The sequence below is a fragment of the Streptomyces sp. NPDC086777 genome, assembly GCF_040702065.1.
GTDB lineage: Bacteria > Actinomycetota > Actinomycetes > Streptomycetales > Streptomycetaceae > Streptomyces.
Window position 1 is genome coordinate 97,699 of sequence record NZ_JBFBJI010000028.1, and the last position, 18,273, is coordinate 115,971.

The window sequence follows — 18,273 nt, forward strand, 5'->3', positions numbered from 1 at the left end:
GTGGGGGCCGCCTTCTAGTTGCCGTTGCCGGATACGAGGACGAGGGCGACCGAACCGGTGGAGGCGGCCTGGGCCAGCGCGGCGGCGTCGCCGCTGTCGACGGTGAGCGTGACGGCGAGGTTGGTGCTGCTGACGAGGGAGCCGTCGCCGCTCTGCTTGTCCGGCACGTAGCTGACCTTGGCCTGGCTGACGATCGGGGAGTCGCTGCCGCCGGAGGACGACGAGGAGGAACTGCCGCCGGTGGAGGCGCCGTTGCTGCTGACACGGTAGGCGGCGACGACGTCACCGGTCTTGAGCCTGGCGGGGTACTGGCCCTCCTTGAGGGAGAGGCCGACCACGGCCTTGCCGGCGGAGAGGGTGCTCCCCGTGCCGAACATCTGCCCCATGACGACCGTGTCCTTGTAGATGGTCGTCTTGGCCTTGAGGGTCTCCAGGGCGCTGAGCTGGGACCACCGGATGTAGTTGATGCTGTCGTCGGCCGCGACCATCACGGAGGTCACATCGCTGTTGGTCACGGACTCGCCGGGCTGGATGTCGGCGGTCACCTTGATGACCTCGATCCGGTCGCCCGCCTGCAGCACGAGCGTCGTCGCCCCCAGCGCGCCCAGCAGGATCAGCAGGACGGCGAGCGCGGCCAGAGCGGGCTTGCGCTCGCGCGGCGCGGTGGGAAGGCGGTCACCGACCGAAGGCTGAGCCGGACCGGCGGAACGACCGGCGCCCGCCCCCGTACGCTCTTGGATCTTCACGCAACCGCTCCCCGTTACAGCCAAGACAGTGTCTGTCAAGAACTCTGAAAACCTGTCAACGCTCGTCGCCCTGCCCACCGGCACGACGAAAGCGGACACTCCACACCAATCACCCCGGACCGGCCAAATACTCGCCCGCGGGGTGCGTGTCAAGCGATCGCACCGTATCAGCCGCACATAAGCCCCTCAAGGCGCGGCCGGACTCCTTGACCTCACTGAAATCGTCGTTGCGATCTGCAACGGCGGTGGCCCGTGCGGCGGTTGAGTCTCTGGACACTTCAAGGGATGCCGAGGTGTGCGCCGGTGAATCGACCGCACCGTGCTCGTGGCCGGTCCGCACCCGGTGCCGTCACCGTGCGCCCATCAGGCCTGCACGAAGTGCTCACGCCGGCGGCCGGTTTCCGACGCCGGCCTGACTAGGATCACGGATCACCCGGCCGGACGACGGATCCCGCCGCCGTGAACCACCCTGAGGAGGACCGACCGTGACCGTGCCGCAGCGCCACTCCTGGCACCCCCCGGAGGGCGAGGAGATCGTGGCGCGCGCGCCGGTGTCCTTCGCGACCGGCGCGGCGGACCGGGTGCAGGGCAGGCGCTGGTTCCGAGACCCCGAACGGCGGGACATACAGGGCGAGTTGCCGGGCTGGCCGACGGGACCTGTCTACCGGCTCAGGTCCAGGACCGGCTTCGTGGTGCGGACCGTCCTCGGCGTCACGTTCCTCCTGGGTGTGCTCGCCCTGGCCGTGGCCGCCGACGGCAACGTGCCCTCCGGCGGCGGCTCCGGCGGTCCCGGACTGGGCAGGAGCGAGGACCCGGAGAACGAGGAGACCGACTTCCCGGTGCTGTGGGCCGCCCCGGGCACGGTCGCCCGAACCCTCCCCTGGGAACTCGACCCGGCCCGCCGCCCCGACACCGACGTCACGCACCTGGTCCTGACCGACCGCCGCCTGCTGGTCCTCGGCGGGCTCCAGGATCCCAGGAACCCCTGGGAGGAGATCCTCTGGGAGACCGGCCTGAGCACGGTCGCCACGGTCGAACGGCGGCCGTTCAGCGTCGGCGGACGAGACTTCCGGATCACCTTCACGGACGGCTCCTGGTGCCGTCTGACGTCCTTCGAGGGCGAGGCCCTGGTCGGTCACCTGACGGCTGCGTGACCGTTCCGGCTAGGCCGTGACCCGTACGGTCCGCGCCAGTTCGTCGGTCAGCTCGCACAGGGCGTCCGTGCGGGTCGGCGCCTGCCAGGACGTCAACAGCACCAGTGCCCACGTCTCGTCGGCCCGGATGCCGTACGCGCACGTCTCCATGATCGTCCCCAGCCCGTCCCGGCCGACGTCACGGACGTACGCGTGCCGGACGCGCACCGCGGGCCCGGCGGGCAGGGTGCACAGCTCGGCCTCGGGCGGCCGGTAGGAGTCGGCGGTGGGGGCGGCGAGGTAGCTCCGGAGGAGCTCGACGCTCAGCGACGGGTACGTGTCGTCGGCGACCAGCGCCGACAGCTCGATCCGCGCCAGCTCCCCGAGCCGCGGCTCCGGCACGTACGACAGCGCGGTGACCGGTCCGCGCTCGCGCGAGTCGGCGGCGGCCTCACGGAGCTCGGCGGCGAGGGCGGTGAGGAGCTTCGGGTCGCCGTCGGGTCCGACGCGGCGCGCGGCGGCCTCCGCGGCCCACGCGCGCAGGTCGGCCTCCGGCGCGCGTACCGGCAGGGACACGGCGTCCTCGGGCGCCTTCATGTGGACCGTGGACGCGGCGAACTCGGGCATCAGGCCATCCATTGCAGGGTGCGGGCGACGGCGTCGAAGAGACCGACCAGGGCGTCCGCCAGCGGTTCCATCGGCGTCGAGAACGAGAGCAGCAGCCGCTGGTCGCCGTTCGGGACGGCGAGGTAGACGTCCAGATGCGTGACGGCGAGCTTGTTGCCGTCGGGGTCGTCGGCGGCCGGGCGGCGCAGATAGCGGTGGCGTACGGCGGGACCTGCGGGGAGGTCGACGAGGGTGACGTCCGCCGCCTCCTCGGTCGTACGCAGGGCGAGCGAGCGGGCGATGTCCCCGAGGTCCCCGGCCTCGGTGCCGGGAGCCGGCCGCAGCAGGGTGACGACCAGGCCGGCGGAGACCGGGACCTGGCCGAGGACCTGGTTCATGACGTACATCTCGACCCCGCCGTTGGCGTGCGCCGCCTCGGCCTGCTCCCGCATCCGCTCCGCGAGCGCGGCCTCCAGCTGGGGGGTGGCGCGGGTCCGCCGCAGCCCCCGCTTGACGACCTTGTCGATACGGTGCGGCCACCGCTCGGGATCGAGCACGATCCGCTCCCACTCCTCGGGAACGGCGAGACGGTAGTCGGAGGGGGGTGCGGTGGCCGTACGGGCAGTCCCGTCTGTCATACCGCCGACCCGATCGCCTGGTCGTACCGCTTGCGCCGTCCCATGACCACGACGGTCACCGGCGCCAGCACGAGCACCACGGCGGCGCCCAGGCAGACGTAGCCCTCGGAGACGCCGCCGATCGCGGACTTGGTGCCGAGGGAGGGCTTGTAGTGACCTGCCGGGTCGACGACCGCCGTGGTCGTCTGCCCGACCCGGTCGGCACAGTTCCCCTTGTTGTCGATCACCTCGTGGACCGACCCGTCCCGCAGCCGGACCCTGCAGTACGTCTCACGGGTCCCGTGCGTCCACTGGTGGGTCGGCGTGGCGATGGTGACCGTCTGTTCCACCCCACGCAGCTGCAGGTACCAGCCGTTGGCGAAGTACGAGCCGACCAGGACCAGTACGAGATAGGCGGCCGCGGTGACGTACCGGGCGGCGGGGGCCCCTCGGGAGTCACGGGTCTTGAAGGCCACCCAGATGACCGGCAGCCCGAGCAGCAACCCGACGAACGCCGCCGCCTTGCCGATGAACAGGCTGGAGAGCAGACAGACGACGACCGACACGACGGCCACCAGGAGCAGCCGGGCCCACGGCCATACCGGTGTTCCGCCGCCGTATCCGGCCCGCACCGGACGAGGAGTGGTGACGGAGTCGGAGAACTCGGCGAGGATGGTGCGTACCCGTCGCATGCCGTCCGGGCCGGCCGCGATACGGCGCAGCTCCGGCAGCCCCATCCCCACCTCCTCCAACGACCGCTGCCATTTCTCCGGCAGTTCCGCGAACAGCTCGTCGACGGACCGCTCGTCCTCACTCGCCACGTGATCCTTGCTCTTTCCGCTCTGGGTTTCCCGACAGCCGACCGGGTCAGCCGCTGGTGCTCCAGTGCCAGTTGTAGAACGGTGTTCCGCCGGCCCCGATGCCCGGAATCTCCTTCGCCCCCTGGAGGAAGTTCGGCCCGGTGGCCCACGGCTCGCTGGAGTGCGTGTGTGCCAGGTTCGACCAGCCGGCCAGGAGCGGCAGCACCTGGCTGCCGTAGTAGAGGGCGTTGGCCTGACCGGCCATGGTCTTGAACGAGGAGTCCCCGATCTCCGCCAGTTTGGGCGCCGATTCCGCGAAGGCCTTGGCCGCGCGGTGCACCGCGGGGGCGTCGCGGATGTCGGTCGCGTAGGCCTTGAGGTTCAACGACTCCTTGACCACCGAACGCATCCGGGGCAGGAGTTTCGTGGGCCCTTCGGACAGCGCCTTGCCGATCTCTCCGGGTTTTACCCCGTTGAGGGTCTCGGCGAGTTCCCGGGCCGCGGTCGGATTCAGCCCGACCTCCCGGGCCAACTGCAGGTCCTTGACGGCGGAGGCGCCCCGGGCGGCCATGGCCGCCTCCTTGGCCGTCGTCCCGAGGACCCGCCCGGCGCCGAAGGAGAGCACGCCGATGACGTCGATGGCGACGTCCAGCCAGGTGCCCTTGCCGTCCAGCGCCGAAACGGTGTCGCAGACCAGGGCGACGACCGAGGCGATGAGGGCCAGCGCACCGAGCACCTCGCCGAGGATCGGCACCCAGCTGAGGGCGAGGGCCAGCACCCCCAGAACGGCCGCGGCCACCCCCGCCCAGTGCCCCACCTCGGCGACCCAGTCCTTCCAGTTGTCCCACCAGTGGTGCTTGGGATCCTTCAGCCCGTCGTGCTCGACGGCGTCCCGTATCGCCTTGGCGGCATACCCGGCCTGGGTGTCCCGGTAGTCGAGCGCGGCCCGGAGCTCCCGCTTGGCGGCGTCGAGGTCCCCGTCCGAGGCCTCTTTCTGCCGCTTGAGCTTCTGCTTGTCCGGGTGGTTGTCGTCCGCGGACGGGTGCTGATCGATCTGCTTCTGGTAGTTACTGCTGTCGGCATCGGCAGCCGCGGCCTTCTTCAGCGCGGAACGCACGCGATTCTGCGCGTGGTTGAGGGCGGTGGCCCAATTCTCCCGCACGGTGTCGGCGATGGGCTCGTACGGCACGGAGGAACCGAGCGCCGCCCCCGCGGCCGCGTACCGCTGATGCGACTGGCTCAGCAGTTTGACGGTGGCGCCGGTCTTCTCGGTGAACGCCTTCCCGGCATCCGAGTCCCACCCGTTCCCGTCGACGAGGTTGTTCAGCTTGGCGGCCTGCTCCTCGATCAGCCGGGCCGTGTCGGAGATCCGCTTCCCGAGCCGGGCCACCTCGTACGGGTCCCCCGGCGTGAACTCCCTGTCGTCGTACCGAGCCGTCTGCCAGTCGACGCCGGAGAAGTCGTGATCGCTCACTTGTCCCCCGGCTGAGCCTTGACCAGCGCGTCGGCAAGATGCTGATCGACCCCGTCGTAGGCCTTCGCCGCCTCACCCGCGGTCTTCCCGAGGAACTCCAGCCCGTCGCAGAGCTCCTTGCGTTTCTTCTTCCAGTCGTCCGCGAAGTCCCCTAGGGCGTCGGCCACCTCGCCGGACCCGATCTCGGAGCCGTACGAGTCGACGAGATCCTTCGCATGTTCAAAGTTGGACTTCAACTTCGCGACAGATCTGCTGATCTCCCGCAGCTCTGTCGTGGACACCTTGACGTGGTCCGCCACTACTACCCCCGTGAACACCTGCCTGCCGACCGCCCCGCGAGACGCAGAGGGCCAGGGTCACTGTGTGTCGAGGGTTTTCGGGGCTACAACCAACAGACCGCAAAGGGAGGTCAAAGGCGGGGCGGCGCCCGACCGGGGCGGACAGGCGTCCACGCCATGCCCGCGCAATCTTCACGATGCCCTTGCGGCCGGCCCGGGGCGGCGCCATGTCACGCCGTCACCACCGGGCCACCTCATCCTGCGGGGCACCTCAAATGTCCGCAATCATCATATTTACAGCGAAGTTCGCGGTGGCGAAACCCGGGATCCCGCAGATACCGTTTGCACTCTTGCCGAACTTCATTCTCACGGGGGAGTCCACAGTGAAGCGCCGCACCATGCCCGTTGCCGCCGCGCTCGCCGCGACCGCAGCTCTGCTGCTGACGGCGTGCGGAGGCGGGAACGACGGCTCCAAGGACAAGAACGACAAGATCGCGGGGGCCGGTACGGAAGCATCGGCTTCCGTTTCGCCGTCCGCATCCGCCCCGGCCGACAAGAACACGCCGACGTTCGCGTTTCCGTCGGACATCACCGTGACGGTGGACCGGGAGTCGACGGGAGACGTCACGAAAGACGCGATCCTGCGGGACGTGGCGTACTCGACCCAGGCCAATATCGAAGCCTTCGGCAAAGGTGACGGCAAGACCACCAATATGAGCCGCTACTTCGGTGGGGCTGCCTACACCTACTGGTCCCAGCGTGTTGCGACCCTCAAGAAGCAGGGCCTCACACTCACGGGCCATTACCGGTACTACGACTTCGAGGTCACCGACGTCGCGAACGGCAAGACTGCGGCGGCCCGCTACTGCGAGGACCAGAGCAAGGCGTACGGCAAGGAAATCAAGACGAACAAGGTTCTGCGTACCAAGCCGAGCAACAAGGACTTCGTCCTGTACACCCTTCAAGCCGCCCGTGACTCGGCCGGCGACTGGCAGGTCACACAGCAGAACTGGAAGAAGGGGGACGCAGCGTGCGTCCAGGGCTGAGGTCCGGCGTGGTTCGGGCCGTCGTCCAAACGGCCGTGGCCGCGGGCCTCCTGGTGGCGCTGGGAACTGGGTTCCCGGCCTACGCCGGTGATCCCAAGACAGGTGATGACACGGGGACCGGCGGGCAACCTCCGGCCGACCCCGGCGGTGACCCGGGGGCCAACCCCGGCGGCGATTCCGGCGCCGACTCGGGCCCCGGTACCATCGGCGCCCACATCCGCATCACCCAGAAGACCCCCGGCTCGTCCACCTCCACGGCGACCGCCACGTCCTCGAACGCCGACTGGAAGCCCCCCGTCTGCTGGTACGAACCGATGTACACGGCGGACGAGTACGAGGACTTCATCAAGTCCTCGTACAAGGGAGCCCAGGAACCGGCCGCGAGCTACGCGAAGAAGCGTGCCGACGAGGACTACCACAAGGGTGACAAAGGCCTGTGGTGGCAGGTGCAGTTCCGCCACGACGACTACACCGACGCCTGTCCCGTGACCCCGGCCAACTGGGAGATCTGGGTTCCGCCCGCCCGGCCGAAGGCGGACCCCAACCAGCTGACGCCGGAGATCCTCTCCGAACTCGCCTACAACTCCACCAAGTTGCCGAAGCCGCCCGTGGTGCTGAGCCCGAGCCCGGACCACCTCAAGGTGAACCTCGGTACGCGGGTGAAGTTCGAGGGGAACTTCGACCGGGTCTGGACGACTGCCGGCATCAACTACAAGGGCGTCCAGATGGCTGCGACGACCGTCGCGACTCCCGTGGCCCTCAGGGTCGACGCGGGTACGTCGGACGCCGATCCGCAGACCTGCACGTACGACCTGGTGAAGGGCAACGGCGGCTACACGGTCGACAGTAAGGACGCGGCCTGCAACGTCACCTACCAACGCTCGTCCGGAACCGGCACGTACCCCTTCAAGGCGTCGATCACGTGGAAGGTGACGTGGACGGACTCGGCCGATCCGGACGGGCCGGCACGGCAGCCGGGCCTCCCCGACGGCCTGTCCACGTACGAGCAGAACGTGACCGTGAAGGAAATCCAGGCGGTCAACCGCTGACGAGACGCGAGCGGCCCGCCGAGTTGCGGCTCCGGGCTGCCCCAGGAGACCGGAATCCGATATGAGTGACCTGCGCCTCGAAGACACGATCTTCCAGGACCTGAAGAAGACCTTCTCGTCCATCAGCGACCGCATGGAGACCACCCGCCGCACCCTCCGCGGCGCGGACGCCTCGGCCGTCGGAGAGAAACAACTCATCGAAGACGTCCAGGACTTCGCCGACGACTGGGGCTACGGCATCAAGCAGCTCGGCAAGCACACCCAGGGCGCCGTGAAGATGATCAACAAGATCGGCGAGAGCTTCGGCAAGCTCGACCTGGACCTGGCCGAGTCCCTCAAGGCTCCGAAGCAGAAGGGCAAGTGACGTGGCTGGGCAACGGCCTGCCTTCCCCCACATAGGCTGGGACCCCACGCCGGGGAGCGTGGAGGACACCCGGGATCTCGCGAAGCAGCTCGGCAAGCTGGCCGGCGAGCTGGGTACGGCGCTCGGTGAGTTGGAACGCATCGAGTGCGGGGCCTGGAAGGGCAAGACCGCGATCGCGTTCACCGACTACATCGACAAGGACGTCACCCCGCTCGTCCGCAAGAGCCACGACTCCTTCGACAAGGCCTCCCGTGCCCTGCACCGCTGGGCAGGTGAACTCCAGGACTTCCAGGACCGGGCGGACCGGCTGGAGAAGAGCGCCGGAGAAAGACTCGACGCCAAGGCAGAGGCCGAGGGGAAGGCCGGCAGCGACGGCAGCATGGAACTAGGCAAGGCCTCCAGCGCCGTGGACGGCGTCATCCAGAAGGTCCACGAGCTGGAAGAGGAGTACCGCCAAGCTGCCCGGCAGATCGGCAAGGAACTCGACAAGGCCGCCGACATCGCGCCCGACGAGCCCGGCTTCTGGGACAAGCTGGGGCACGGGATCGAGGATGCGTGGAATGCCACAGGGAAGTGGCTGGAAGATCACGCGGACCTGATCAAGATGGTCGGCGACATTTTGAGCGATCTCACGGCAGTGCTCGGCCTTCTGGCCATCATCACGCTCCCCTTCGAACCCTTGGGAGCGATCTTCGGTGCGGCGGCCATCCTCACCAGTGGGCTGGCCTTGTTGTCCCATTCGATCGCCATGGCGGCTGGAGCGGACGTCACCTGGATGCAGCTGGGGACAGACGCACTCGGTCTGCTGCCGGGCATCGGCGCCTTCGGCAAGGAGGGAGTCGTGGTCGAGAAGGGGGTGGCGGAGTCGGCGGAGACGATCTTCGGTGCCGGGTTCAGGGATCTGGGTCCGGCAGCCTCCCGGAACTTTGTCTCCTTCGGCGAGAAGGCCGAGGCAGTGATGGGCGGGAAGCGCCTGGAAGCCTTCGGAAAGACCGTAGCGCTCTGGGGCAAGAGTCCGATGCGGTTGGTGGGGAGCGACAGCACGAAACTGAACCGCTTGGCCGGCGTCATGAACGCGGGTTATCGGCAGGGACAGACACTCGGCACGAAGTCCTGGAATCTGCTCACGCCGGAGAAGATGGCTGTCGACCCGTTCAGCAAACTGGGCCGAGGCATCGACGGAGTGTTCAAGATCGGTCCAAAGGCGGTCAGTATCGTCAGTGCCGCGCATGAACACTTCACCGCGGGTGATCGCCTCGACGAAGCCGCAACCTCCCCCTGACGACCGAAGGCACACTGCATGACTACCTGGCAACCTCGTCCCGGAGAACTACTGCTTACCCGGTGCCTCGTCACCTTTGCCACTGGCGTCGCCCCCAAGGTCTCCGGCATGCGCTGGTTCCGCGACACGGAGCGGAACGACATCCAGGGCGCCCTCCCTGGCTGGCCCGAAGGACCGACTTACACCCCGCGGACCGAGAATCGTGGCCGGGCTCGTTCCGCCGGCCGGTCCGGCCTGATCGGGCTCTTTGCAGTGGTCGTGGGTGGTCTGGAAAGCCTGGCCGGGTCCGGCAGCACCATCAAGGGCCCTTCCGGCCCCGTCAAAACGCCACCGGAGGATCCCGAAAACGAGGTCGAGGACTTCCCGGTCATGTGGGCTGCACGGGATACTCTCGCCCGCACCCTGCCCTGGCAGCTCGATCGAGGCCGGCGGCATGCCTCCTATCAGACCAAAGCATTCGTCACCGACCAACGAATCGTCTTCATCGGGTACCCGGGTGGCGGCGGCCGCGAGGCCGAGGTCCTGTGGGAGTGCGGGCGCCGTGACATCACGGCCGTGGAGAGGAAGGCGTACAGCAAGGACAAGGCGGACACCGTCATCCGCTTCACCGACGGCTCTTGGTGCCGCCTTCACGTATACACCGGCGAGTGGTTCCGTTACCTGACCATCCCGAACGAGCTGATTCGCCCCGACGCACTCACCCCCGGCCAGCGCCGCACAGTCGACGACATGGTCACCGAGAGCGGCTTCGCTTCGCCCCCTGTAGTCACCCGCCGACCGAGCGGCAACTTTCTCGCCGAGCAACTGGGCCCAGAGGACCCGCCGGTCGGGCAGCGCATCGCCGTAATCCGTCTGATGGGCCCCGACGGCGAAGAAGTGAAGCCCCAGCCCGATGACTACGGCTTCTGACCGATCACGACTTCAGGACAGCGCCCCATGGCCACCCCCACCGATGTCACTCCGCCCACTCCAGGCACCGACGACAACCCCGTCCCGCCGATGACGTTCGTCACCCCCGACGGCTTCTTCGCGCTCCCGCTCGCCGGCACCTCGGAGGAACGCGCCGCGCTCGCCCACACCTTCGTGCGCGAGCTGTACTCCCGAGGCGACGAGTCCATCTGGACCCCGGCGGCTCCTTACTTCGAGGCCATCGCCGAATATCTGTCGGACAGCGGCCTCGCGTACTCCGCGCTGGGCCTGTTCTCCACGGACGACGGTGGTGTCGTCCAATGCGCCTTCACCGTGGCCGCCGTCCAGACAGATCAGACGGATCCGGAGACAGCGGCGCAGGGCATCCTCGCCGCGCTCAGTAGCGATCCTTTGAACGACGCCCGCTGGATGGACCTGCCTTGCGGCCCTGCGGTCTCCTGCGTCACCCTGCGCGAGCTGAGCCTCAACCCGGCGATCACGGCAGACGGCCAGCCCAAGAAGCTATTGACCGGTCAGATCGAGGTCCACGTTCCATTCCCGACCGGCCCGTACACCGCCGTCTTCACCCTTCATACGGCATCCACCGAATACTGGGGTGAGTTCTGCGACGGAACGGTGGCGATCCTACGGACCGTGTCCTTTCCCGCTCCTGAAAACAACATGGGCTCGTCAGAACAAGGCGTCGGCAGAGCCGACGAGTCGGCCTTGGAGAACTGAACGCCTACGGACAGACATGCCCGGCGCCGGCGCCCGCGAAGGAGCGGGGAGGGTGGCAGGCTGCTGCTGCCGAGTGGCCAACATGGCAGCAGGGGCCACACAGCGCCAAGCAGCTCCTTCAGACGTTCGAACCGTCCCCGTTGTGGGCATCACCGTCTGACTCCGGCATCCCGATGACGTACGTCCCCTTCGCGGGCAGCGTCGCGACCAGCCCTCGTTTTCGGAGTTCCACGATGGCGCGACGCACGGTACCGATGCTCACGCGGTACAGATCAGTCATAGCGCGCTCACCGGGCAGCGCGGCCCCCTGCTGCAGCTTTCCAGAGGCGATGTCTGCCGCGATGGCGTCGGCGAGTTTCACGTACTCGTAACGCGGAAGCTCGGTCATGCCTCCACCGTGCCGCAGCCCTACGCACATCGCAGGAGTAGAACGCGTCCCGCCGCAGCGGGACGCGGAATATACCTTAGGGGTGCAGGGGGACGCAGTTACCGGTATGGTCGAAATGACAGGACCCCGGCGAGGTGGCTAGACCTCCCGGGGCACGGCCAACGCTTACCAGGAGCGTCGACATGCACGACCTTATCCCCCCGCGCCCTCCAATGGCTGCGCCTCCTCCTCGCCCCCGGCACCGGGAAACGGCGCCGCCGCCCTCGCCGTCAGCCCTTCCCGCACCTGCACCTCACCCTCGTACGCTGTCCCCTCACCGCCGAGCCCCCGCACCTCCCCGGCCACTGGTCGCCGTACGGCCTGGCCACCCTCCTCGACGGCGCCGACTCCGCTCTGGTCCGCCCCTACCTCACCGCGCGCGAGCGCGAGGCCGCCCTCCGGCAACGCCGGCGGCTCGCCCTCGTACTGGCCGCCGACTTCGGGATCGACCTCGACCAGCACGTGATCGGTGCGCCGGAGGTGGCTGCGTAATGGAACAGGCAGACAGCCGCGCGCACGCCCCGGCCTCACCCCGCCTCCTCCCCTGGCCCACACCTGAGGGCAAGCCCTGCTACCTGGTCACGGACAACAAGGGGGGCTACCTCTCCCGCCTCGCCGACGACCTGGAGGCCGCCCAGGTCGCCACCGGCACCGACGTCCTCGGCCGTGCCCGCCAGGTGCTCGACGACCCGATGTCGCCGTACACCGAGGTCCGCTACGCCGGCATCCGCCTCGCCGAATGCCTCACCGACGCGCTGCGTGTCGCCGAGTCCCGGGGCATGCGCCTGGTCGTACCGGACGATGAGGAGCACCGCGAACCAACCCACGAGCAGGCAACGCCCGAAACGGAGAGTCGACAGGTGTAATCGCGAGGAGTCGAACGATTTCGCGGGTCATTACCGCCCACCTCTGCGAAGCGACACCGGCCGTCCGTCCCTGACCGACGCCTCTTCGCCTCACTGACTCCACTCGCCACCGTTGCTCCTCACGTGCAAGGACTTCGAGAAGAAGATGTCCGGACAGATCGATAGCGCCAGGAACCCGCCCGGTATGGGCGGTACCGCGGGCGCGGCGATCGGCGAGATGGAGCGTGCTACAACGTCGACCAGGACGGCGAGGGGATTTTCTGGGCCGCGGTCGAGAATCCCGATGAACCCGACATGCTCAAGCGGAGCTCGTGCAACGGCCTCCCCTGCTGGGTCGAGAACGGTGACGCGCCGCCGGCCCGGTACGAAGAGGCCGTCAGCCCAAAGATGTTCGCCGCCCTCGCGTACCAGCGCATGCAACTGCCCGACACAAAGGTGACCCTCGCGCCCTAGGGCACCACCAAGGGGAACCTGCCGACCTGGGCCTGGCTCGACAATGCCGTCTTCGGCGAGGTCCAGGCCACGGCGGCCCTCAATGTTCCCGGCTTCGCCATCCAGGCCACGACCACCGCGAAGCCCGTCTCCCTGAAGCTCGAACCCGGCACCACGGACGCCGAGATCTTCCCCGCCTTCGGCGAGTGCGTCTTCAACGCCGACGGCTCCATCGGCGAGCCCTACGCCAAGGGAGACGCGGGCAGGACGCCGCCCTGCGGAATCAGGTACCTGCGCTCACCCCGCGACGGCGTCTTCAAGCTCCGGGCGACGATCACCTGGAAGATCTCCGGGACCGGGACCGGCGGCACGGGAGACAGCCTGCCCGACAGCACCTTCGGAACCACGCGGGACGTTGGCGTCAAGGAAATCCAAGCGGTCGTTCGCTGATCTGACGCATGTGCCCCGCGCTGCTTATTTCTGCCGGTTCTGCAGAACGCGCGCTGCGGGGCCCTCCTGCCGGCTCGGCTGCGTAACGTCGTCCGTGCACCCGCGCCTTGAGACAGCACGGTCACACCCCCCGCCCGAGCGTCAGGATATCGTCAGCGTCCTGGCGATGCTGTCCGCCGCGTCCTCCATCACCTCATCGAAGCCCGGCAAGGTCCAGGAAACGAGAAGAACGAGGGCGTCGTCGATTCCGACCGGGAGGACTCCGTACGTGACGGTCTGGAGCAGAACTCCGGGACCGCCGCGCGGCATACCGTCTGCGGAAAAGTTCTGGCGCAGGCGTACGGCGGGGCCGATCGGCACCTCGGGGCGCGAGATCTGCGGCGGGCCGAAGTCATGCGCGCTGAAAGTGTCCGCCAGCCAGTCGAGAGAGAGCCGCGGAACCGTCTCATCAGGCCGGATGACCTCGACCTCCAACAGTGCCAGGGCGATGTCGAACCCGTCGGGGTAGAAGGCGAAGCCGTACAACGGAGCACGAATGCGGCTGTCCTCGGCCCAGCGTCGCAGGTCTTTTCGCAGAGCCCCGGCGTCCAGCTCGAACCCTGCCGCGCTGCTCCGCTCGCAGAGCTCCGCCGCGGTGTTCTTTGCCCACTTCTTCACGTCGTCCGATGCATCGAGCGGGAGTGGTACCCAGTCCGTCGGGCAGACGATGCCGCACATCTGGATGTCATTCATGGATAGCGTCACCGTCCAGCCAAGTGAGCGAGCCGGCCACCGCGTCGAAGAGCTCGACCATGGCATCTGCGATCTGCAGAAGCGGAGTGGAGAAGGTCAACAGGAGGTGAGCCGCCGCTCCTGGCACCGGGAGCTGGTAGTCCAGCATGACCGAAGGCAGCGCGTAGTCCCCCTCTGCTGTCGGCGGCGCCATCGGGGCCGCCGATGGGTCCCGGCGAAGGCGGAGAGCAGTGCCGGCGGCAAGCTCGACGAGTGACGCGGTGCGCCCCTCGCCGCCGAGGCCTGCGGCCAGTTCGTTCAGGGACGAGGTGCTGCCAGAGTTCGGAGGCAACAGAGTGACCAGCAACGAGGCGGGAATCGTCAATGTGGCTGCCCTCTGCAGGCTGAGATAGAGCTCGATACCGCCGGCGTCGTACGCGTCGGTCGCACGTTCCAACATTTCCTTGCGCAGCAGCTGACGCAGGTGCGGCACGTCGTCCGTACCGCTGAACTGCCGCTTCACCAGGGCGTCGACAGACCGCTCTCGGCGCTCCGGCTCCAACGCGACACGAAACCAGCCGTCGGGCAGCATGAGCTGGTAGTCAGAAGGCGGCGTCGGCGTGGTGGTCATGCTGCCTCAACTTCAGCTCGGCGATCGAGCCGGAAGCGGCTCGTCAGACGGTGCGCGACCACCGGTACGACCTCCACGAGAATGGTGAGGGCCGCCAGGACGCCGGCCACCCGCGCCACCGGCTGGTCGGAGCCGAGGCCCAGCAACGGGATCAGACCGAGGATCGGTACCACGATCGCTTCCCCGCCTCCGAGGACCGTCGAGTGCCAGCTTGTCTTCTCTCGCGCCCTCTTGGGGTCGACCGGGGCCAACCATCGTGCGTCGGCGGCCATGGTGTGGTTCTTCCACCACCCGTCCGCGTCCCGGCTGTGCCGCACCTTCTCGTCGGAGACGGACAGACCGGACGCCTTGAGGAAGCGGGACCAGTTCTCGGCTCCCGCGGGCCCCGCGAACCACCATCGCCACGGCAGCAGTGCGCGTGCAGCGTTCTGCTTGTCCCGGAACTCCACGCCGAGCACGGCACCGGACGACGGTTCGACGAGACGGACGAGGCGGGTCACGCCGTGGTTTCTCCGCAGCGGGAGCCATCGTTCTGCGCCCACCGTGTCGGTGATCACCAAGTCGTCAGGGAGGACACGTAGGGCCGCAGTGTCGAGAAAGCGGCGCGTGGCACCGGCTCCGGACTCAGGGGAGGGCATGACCACGTCGGCCCCGCAGAGCAGTGCGTCGCTGTGCGTGCGCACCCTCTGGAGGATCCCCAGAACCAGGTCAGCTCCGGGCACCAGAAACAGGCCGGTCGTCGCGATCAGCATGGTCCACCGGTTGCCGTGTCCCAGCATGGGCACCACGAGGAAGAACACGAACCAGACCAGCATGCCGAGCCCCCGGACCCAGCTGTGCCAGACCGCGAGATCTGCGTTCCTCGCGGTGTCTGGCCGAGCCCCGGGTTCCCGGTCGGCCTCGGTCCCCGCCGACGCAGCGCTTTCGTCCTCCTCCAGACGGACTCCCAGTTCCGCGAGGAGCGCCGGAAGGCCCGTGCGCTCCAGGCATTCCCTGGGTCTCAGTTCCAAGAGGCCGACCCGTCCAGCCTCCGGAAGCCATTCCGCCAAGGGAACCCGCAGTACGGGACGTCCCCCGGCAGTAAGGAAGTCGACCGCACCCCATCGTTCCGCAGACGGGACATTCTTTCCGCTCTCGGACGGAGGGACGTACCGTGCGCGCGTGATGCCGCTTTCTCCTACGGGAAAGTGACGCTCCCGCCCCCTGCGATCGCGCAGGATCAGCTTGCCTCCCCGCTGGTACACCCTCGCGTGACGCGCGACGTCCGCCGCGTAGAAGGGCCTCATCCGGGGCCGCAGGGCCGGTTCCGGGGTTTCGTTTCCGGAGACGAATCGACTAGCCATCACTCGTTGTCCAAGCGTCCTTGATGCCGGTGGCCGCCCACAGTCCGTCGTCCAACGCGTCAGTGCCGAAGAGATCCCCTACGTACTGGGTCACCTCTCCCTTGTCCGCAGCGTCGATGAAGGATGCCACAGCGGTCGTACCCTGCCAGATGTGGGTCTGTGTCTTGAATACGCCCATGGCGGCCTGCACCTTGTCGACCTCACGGACCTCCGGTGCGATCTTGTTGATCTCCTGGCTCAGTGTGTCAAGCCCGCTGTCACCGGGCTTGAACGAGGCGTCCGCCCACGTACTGCGGTTGAACAAGTTCCTCATATTGGTCGAATTGAAGTCGGTGATCCCCTTGAAGCCCTCCTTGGCCTCCTGGTAAATCGCCTTGGGGCTGAAGGCTTCCTTGACGCGTGCCATGCCGGGGAACCAGCCCTTGGGCGCGCCGGCCAAGGCCTGCGCAGCCACTTTTCCGCGCGGTGCCTCACCGCTGAGCCGGTTGGCCAGCTTCCAGGCCTGGGTCTCGGCCCTCCTGAAGGCGGCGCTGCCAGCCTTCGCCGTCACCCCCTCCATGGCGCTCCGGAAGGCCGCTGTACGGGCCACCACCTTGGCTCCCTGCATCGCTCCCCTGGCACCAGCGATGGCGCCTCGGCCGATGCCCATGGTGGCCAGGCCGACTACGTCCAGTGCGACATCGAACCAACTGCCCTCGCCCGCAAGCGCCAGCATGAGGTGTCCGATCAGGGAGAGAAGCGTCGCTGCCAGGGCTATCGACCCCAGCAGGCCCGCCAGGGCCTGACCGACGATGGGGATCCACCCTACGAACAACGCCAGGGTGCCGCAGATGGTGGCGACCCAGCCGAGCACGTCGAGCCACCAGTTCAGCGTCCCCGCGTGATCGTGCACCCACCCCTTGAACTTGTCCCAGCCACTGTCCTTGAGACCGTCGTGGTCAATGACGTGCCGGATCGCGTCGCGGGCTCGCTTGGCCGCCGCGTCGCGGACCTCCTTCGCCGCCTCCAGGTCACGCTTCGCCCGCTCCAGCGCCGAACTGGCCGCTTCCTGGCGCTTCTGCAGCTTCTTGCGGCTCGGATCGTCGTCCGGGGTGTCCTTCGGTAGCTTGTCGAGCGCGCCGCCGCTCGCCCGGTGCTCGTCGTCGGCGGTCCGGGCGTCGCGGAGCGCCTTGTCGGCCATCTCCTGCGCACGGTGGAGCTCCGAGGCGTACTCGTTCGAGTACGAACCATCGAGGACCCGCTCGCCCAGCGCGTCTGCCGCCGCGTCGTAGCGCTGGAAGGCCTTGCGCAGTTTTCCTTCGGCCTCCTGCGCCTGCTGCCGGAATTCGTCCGCCGCCTTGCTCTTCCACGCCTCGACGGAGGACAGGGCCTTGATCTCGGCGGCCTGCTTCCTGATGGACTCGGCGGTCTTGCGCAGCTCTCTGCCGAGTGCGGCGACCTCGTCCGGGTCGCCGGGCACCGGATCGGCCGATTCGCCGATCACCGCCCACTCGTCGGCCCGGGGCCGCGTCACTTCGCGCCTCCGGCGGGTCCGGCCGGCTTGGCATCCGTCCCACGCAGGGCGTCGGCGAGTTGGTGGTCGATGTCCTCGTAGCCCTTTGCCGCGGCGGTGAGGATCTTCGAGAGCTTCTCCAACTCGTCGAGCAGGCGCCCGCGGTGGACCCGCCAGTTGTCGCCGAAGTCATCGAAGACGTCGACCAGACCCTGTTCGCCGAAGACGGGCACCCCGAGCCCCTTCGCCGGATTCGCGTTGTCGGCGAACTCCTTGTGGATCCTGGAAAGCGACCGGGCGCTCTCCTTGATACGTGCGAGATCGGCCGTCTGATCCGACACAACTACCCCCGTTGCCCCGTCGGGAAAGCTCAAAAAGGGTCCGCGCAGAGCCCGTCGGTGCGATGGCCGACCGCTCCATCGCACCGACGGGACTCGTCGCAGGCCGAGATGGCTGGTTGACTAGCCCTTGGCCTGCTTCGCCAACGAGTCGTCCAGCTGCTCGTACGCTTCCTTGGCCTTCTTCAGGAAGTCGGACAGGCCGTGCAGGCCCTGGATCGTCTTCGTCGCGCCCTTGGTGAAGTCCTTCATGGAGTCGTCGTACGCTCCCGAGGCCTTCTGGGTGGTGAAGCCGTTCTCCACCAGGGCGGAGACGCGCTTCTCGACGTTCTTGATCTTGTCCTCAAGCTCGTGCATGTCCTTGATCAGGTCGCCCGCGACCTTCTCCATCTCGGCATATGTGAGATCCGTGTCTTTGCCGGCCATGACGGCTCCCTCCCGTTCGTGTGGCCTCAGGGCCTTCCCCCGTGGCACCGTTCGCGCGGATCCTTGGCCATGACATGGCCGTCCGCACGAGCAAAGATCCTACGGGGGTGACGCA

Annotated in this window: 22 protein-coding genes and 1 pseudogene; 10 read left to right on the forward strand and 13 right to left on the reverse strand. The window is 68.0% G+C overall.

The genetic code is table 11. The features are described 5' to 3' along the window. Positions 1–14 precede the first annotated feature (14 nt). Entirely contained in the window at positions 15–746 is a 732-nt protein-coding gene (locus AB0472_RS32620; RefSeq protein ID WP_366361768.1) for a hypothetical protein, read from the reverse strand. 485 nt (positions 747–1,231) lie between these two features. Between AB0472_RS32620 and AB0472_RS32625 the strand changes: the two genes are divergently transcribed. Continuing rightward, positions 1,232–1,900 carry a hypothetical protein gene (locus tag AB0472_RS32625; RefSeq protein ID WP_366361770.1) on the forward strand — a complete coding sequence of 223 codons (669 nt, stop codon included), beginning with the start codon at positions 1,232–1,234 and terminating at the stop codon, positions 1,898–1,900. 9 nt (positions 1,901–1,909) lie between these two features. Here AB0472_RS32625 and AB0472_RS32630 read toward each other — a convergent pair whose 3' ends face one another. From AB0472_RS32630 to AB0472_RS32650, 5 genes are read right to left on the reverse strand one after another with little or no spacing between them, the layout of a single operon-like run. After that, positions 1,910–2,506, reverse strand: a complete 597-nt coding sequence (locus AB0472_RS32630) for a hypothetical protein (protein WP_366361772.1) — start codon at positions 2,504–2,506, stop codon at positions 1,910–1,912. Then, a complete protein-coding gene (locus tag AB0472_RS32635; RefSeq protein ID WP_366361774.1) occupies positions 2,506–3,123 on the reverse strand; it encodes a hypothetical protein in 618 nt (205 codons plus the stop codon). The genes AB0472_RS32630 and AB0472_RS32635 overlap by 1 nt, the downstream gene beginning before the upstream one ends. After that, positions 3,120–3,923: a hypothetical protein gene (locus AB0472_RS32640; protein WP_366361776.1), complete on the reverse strand. Its 804-nt coding sequence runs from the start codon at positions 3,921–3,923 to the stop codon at positions 3,120–3,122. The genes AB0472_RS32635 and AB0472_RS32640 overlap by 4 nt, the downstream gene beginning before the upstream one ends. Before the next feature lie 46 nt (positions 3,924–3,969). Next, positions 3,970–5,376, reverse strand: a complete 1,407-nt coding sequence (locus AB0472_RS32645; RefSeq protein WP_366361777.1) for a hypothetical protein — start codon at positions 5,374–5,376, stop codon at positions 3,970–3,972. Continuing rightward, the gene (locus AB0472_RS32650; RefSeq protein ID WP_351708794.1) at positions 5,373–5,675 is read right to left on the reverse strand and encodes a hypothetical protein; all 303 of its coding nucleotides are present in this window, start codon (positions 5,673–5,675) and stop codon (positions 5,373–5,375) included. Before AB0472_RS32650 ends, AB0472_RS32645 begins: the two co-directional genes overlap by 4 nt. Positions 5,676–5,929: 254 nt before the next feature. Here AB0472_RS32650 and AB0472_RS32655 point away from each other — a divergent pair, with 254 nt between their 5' ends. The 6 genes from AB0472_RS32655 (at position 5,930) to AB0472_RS32680 (ending at position 11,042) form a co-directional block, all read left to right on the forward strand. After that, complete coding sequence (locus AB0472_RS32655) at positions 5,930–6,700, forward strand: hypothetical protein (RefSeq protein ID WP_366361780.1); 771 nt, start codon at positions 5,930–5,932, stop codon at positions 6,698–6,700. Positions 6,701–6,735: 35 nt separating this feature from the next. Continuing rightward, entirely contained in the window at positions 6,736–7,749 is a 1,014-nt protein-coding gene (locus AB0472_RS32660; RefSeq protein ID WP_366361782.1) for a hypothetical protein, read from the forward strand. A gap of 61 nt (positions 7,750–7,810) precedes the next feature. Continuing rightward, the gene (locus tag AB0472_RS32665) at positions 7,811–8,113 is read left to right on the forward strand and encodes a hypothetical protein (RefSeq protein WP_366361784.1); all 303 of its coding nucleotides are present in this window, start codon (positions 7,811–7,813) and stop codon (positions 8,111–8,113) included. Between the two features lie 58 nt (positions 8,114–8,171). Continuing rightward, a complete protein-coding gene (locus tag AB0472_RS32670) occupies positions 8,172–9,395 on the forward strand; it encodes an enoyl-CoA hydratase/isomerase family protein (RefSeq protein ID WP_366361786.1) in 1,224 nt (407 codons plus the stop codon). Between the two features lie 108 nt (positions 9,396–9,503). Further along, a complete protein-coding gene (locus tag AB0472_RS32675) occupies positions 9,504–10,304 on the forward strand; it encodes a hypothetical protein (protein WP_366361788.1) in 801 nt (266 codons plus the stop codon). Positions 10,305–10,331: 27 nt separating this feature from the next. Next, positions 10,332–11,042: a hypothetical protein gene (locus AB0472_RS32680; protein WP_366361790.1), complete on the forward strand. Its 711-nt coding sequence runs from the start codon at positions 10,332–10,334 to the stop codon at positions 11,040–11,042. Between the two features lie 118 nt (positions 11,043–11,160). Here AB0472_RS32680 and AB0472_RS32685 read toward each other — a convergent pair whose 3' ends face one another. Continuing rightward, on the reverse strand, positions 11,161–11,430 hold the full coding sequence (locus AB0472_RS32685; protein ID WP_366361792.1) for a GntR family transcriptional regulator: 270 nt from the start codon (positions 11,428–11,430) through the stop codon (positions 11,161–11,163). A 216-nt stretch (positions 11,431–11,646) separates the two neighbouring features. Between AB0472_RS32685 and AB0472_RS32690 the strand changes: the two genes are divergently transcribed. From AB0472_RS32690 to AB0472_RS32700, 3 genes and pseudogenes are all read left to right on the forward strand, one after another. After that, positions 11,647–11,961 carry a hypothetical protein gene (locus AB0472_RS32690; protein ID WP_366361825.1) on the forward strand — a complete coding sequence of 105 codons (315 nt, stop codon included), beginning with the start codon at positions 11,647–11,649 and terminating at the stop codon, positions 11,959–11,961. Further along, the gene (locus AB0472_RS32695) at positions 11,961–12,335 is read left to right on the forward strand and encodes a hypothetical protein (protein ID WP_366361794.1); all 375 of its coding nucleotides are present in this window, start codon (positions 11,961–11,963) and stop codon (positions 12,333–12,335) included. Before AB0472_RS32690 ends, AB0472_RS32695 begins: the two co-directional genes overlap by 1 nt. A gap of 127 nt (positions 12,336–12,462) precedes the next feature. After that, positions 12,463–13,217: pseudogene (locus AB0472_RS32700) on the forward strand (hypothetical protein); the annotation flags it as partial. A gap of 141 nt (positions 13,218–13,358) precedes the next feature. Here the strand turns inward: AB0472_RS32700 and AB0472_RS32705 are convergent. The 6 genes from AB0472_RS32705 to AB0472_RS32730 all read right to left on the reverse strand — a co-directional run bounded on the left by AB0472_RS32705 (position 13,359) and on the right by AB0472_RS32730 (position 18,158). After that, entirely contained in the window at positions 13,359–13,949 is a 591-nt protein-coding gene (locus AB0472_RS32705) for a hypothetical protein (protein ID WP_366361795.1), read from the reverse strand. Next, positions 13,942–14,559: a hypothetical protein gene (locus AB0472_RS32710; RefSeq protein ID WP_366361797.1), complete on the reverse strand. Its 618-nt coding sequence runs from the start codon at positions 14,557–14,559 to the stop codon at positions 13,942–13,944. Before AB0472_RS32710 ends, AB0472_RS32705 begins: the two co-directional genes overlap by 8 nt. Continuing rightward, positions 14,556–15,374, reverse strand: a complete 819-nt coding sequence (locus AB0472_RS32715) for a hypothetical protein (protein WP_366361799.1) — start codon at positions 15,372–15,374, stop codon at positions 14,556–14,558. The genes AB0472_RS32710 and AB0472_RS32715 overlap by 4 nt, the downstream gene beginning before the upstream one ends. Before the next feature lie 520 nt (positions 15,375–15,894). After that, complete coding sequence (locus tag AB0472_RS32720; protein ID WP_366361801.1) at positions 15,895–17,385, reverse strand: putative T7SS-secreted protein; 1,491 nt, start codon at positions 17,383–17,385, stop codon at positions 15,895–15,897. A 26-nt stretch (positions 17,386–17,411) separates the two neighbouring features. Further along, positions 17,412–17,735 (reverse strand): hypothetical protein, encoded by a 324-nt coding sequence (locus AB0472_RS32725; protein ID WP_366361803.1) that lies wholly within the window; start codon positions 17,733–17,735, stop codon positions 17,412–17,414. Positions 17,736–17,855: 120 nt separating this feature from the next. After that, positions 17,856–18,158 carry a WXG100 family type VII secretion target gene (locus AB0472_RS32730; RefSeq protein ID WP_093499785.1) on the reverse strand — a complete coding sequence of 101 codons (303 nt, stop codon included), beginning with the start codon at positions 18,156–18,158 and terminating at the stop codon, positions 17,856–17,858. Between the last annotated feature and the right edge of the window lie 115 nt (positions 18,159–18,273).

Coding starts and splice junctions, on each gene's coding strand:
- AB0472_RS32630 (WP_366361772.1), bottom strand. CDS start 2,506: ATGCCCGAGTTCGCCGCGTCCACGGTCCACATGAAGGCGCCCGAGGAC.
- AB0472_RS32635 (WP_366361774.1), bottom strand. CDS start 3,123: ATGACAGACGGGACTGCCCGTACGGCCACCGCACCCCCCTCCGACTAC.
- AB0472_RS32655 (WP_366361780.1), top strand. CDS start 5,930: ATGTCCGCAATCATCATATTTACAGCGAAGTTCGCGGTGGCGAAACCC.
- AB0472_RS32665 (WP_366361784.1), top strand. CDS start 7,811: ATGAGTGACCTGCGCCTCGAAGACACGATCTTCCAGGACCTGAAGAAG.
- AB0472_RS32675 (WP_366361788.1), top strand. CDS start 9,504: ATGCGCTGGTTCCGCGACACGGAGCGGAACGACATCCAGGGCGCCCTC.
- AB0472_RS32680 (WP_366361790.1), top strand. CDS start 10,332: ATGGCCACCCCCACCGATGTCACTCCGCCCACTCCAGGCACCGACGAC.
- AB0472_RS32685 (WP_366361792.1), bottom strand. CDS start 11,430: ATGACCGAGCTTCCGCGTTACGAGTACGTGAAACTCGCCGACGCCATC.
- AB0472_RS32695 (WP_366361794.1), top strand. CDS start 11,961: ATGGAACAGGCAGACAGCCGCGCGCACGCCCCGGCCTCACCCCGCCTC.
- AB0472_RS32705 (WP_366361795.1), bottom strand. CDS start 13,949: ATGAATGACATCCAGATGTGCGGCATCGTCTGCCCGACGGACTGGGTA.
- AB0472_RS32710 (WP_366361797.1), bottom strand. CDS start 14,559: ATGACCACCACGCCGACGCCGCCTTCTGACTACCAGCTCATGCTGCCC.
- AB0472_RS32715 (WP_366361799.1), bottom strand. CDS start 15,374: ATGCTGGTCTGGTTCGTGTTCTTCCTCGTGGTGCCCATGCTGGGACAC.
- AB0472_RS32730 (WP_093499785.1), bottom strand. CDS start 18,158: ATGGCCGGCAAAGACACGGATCTCACATATGCCGAGATGGAGAAGGTC.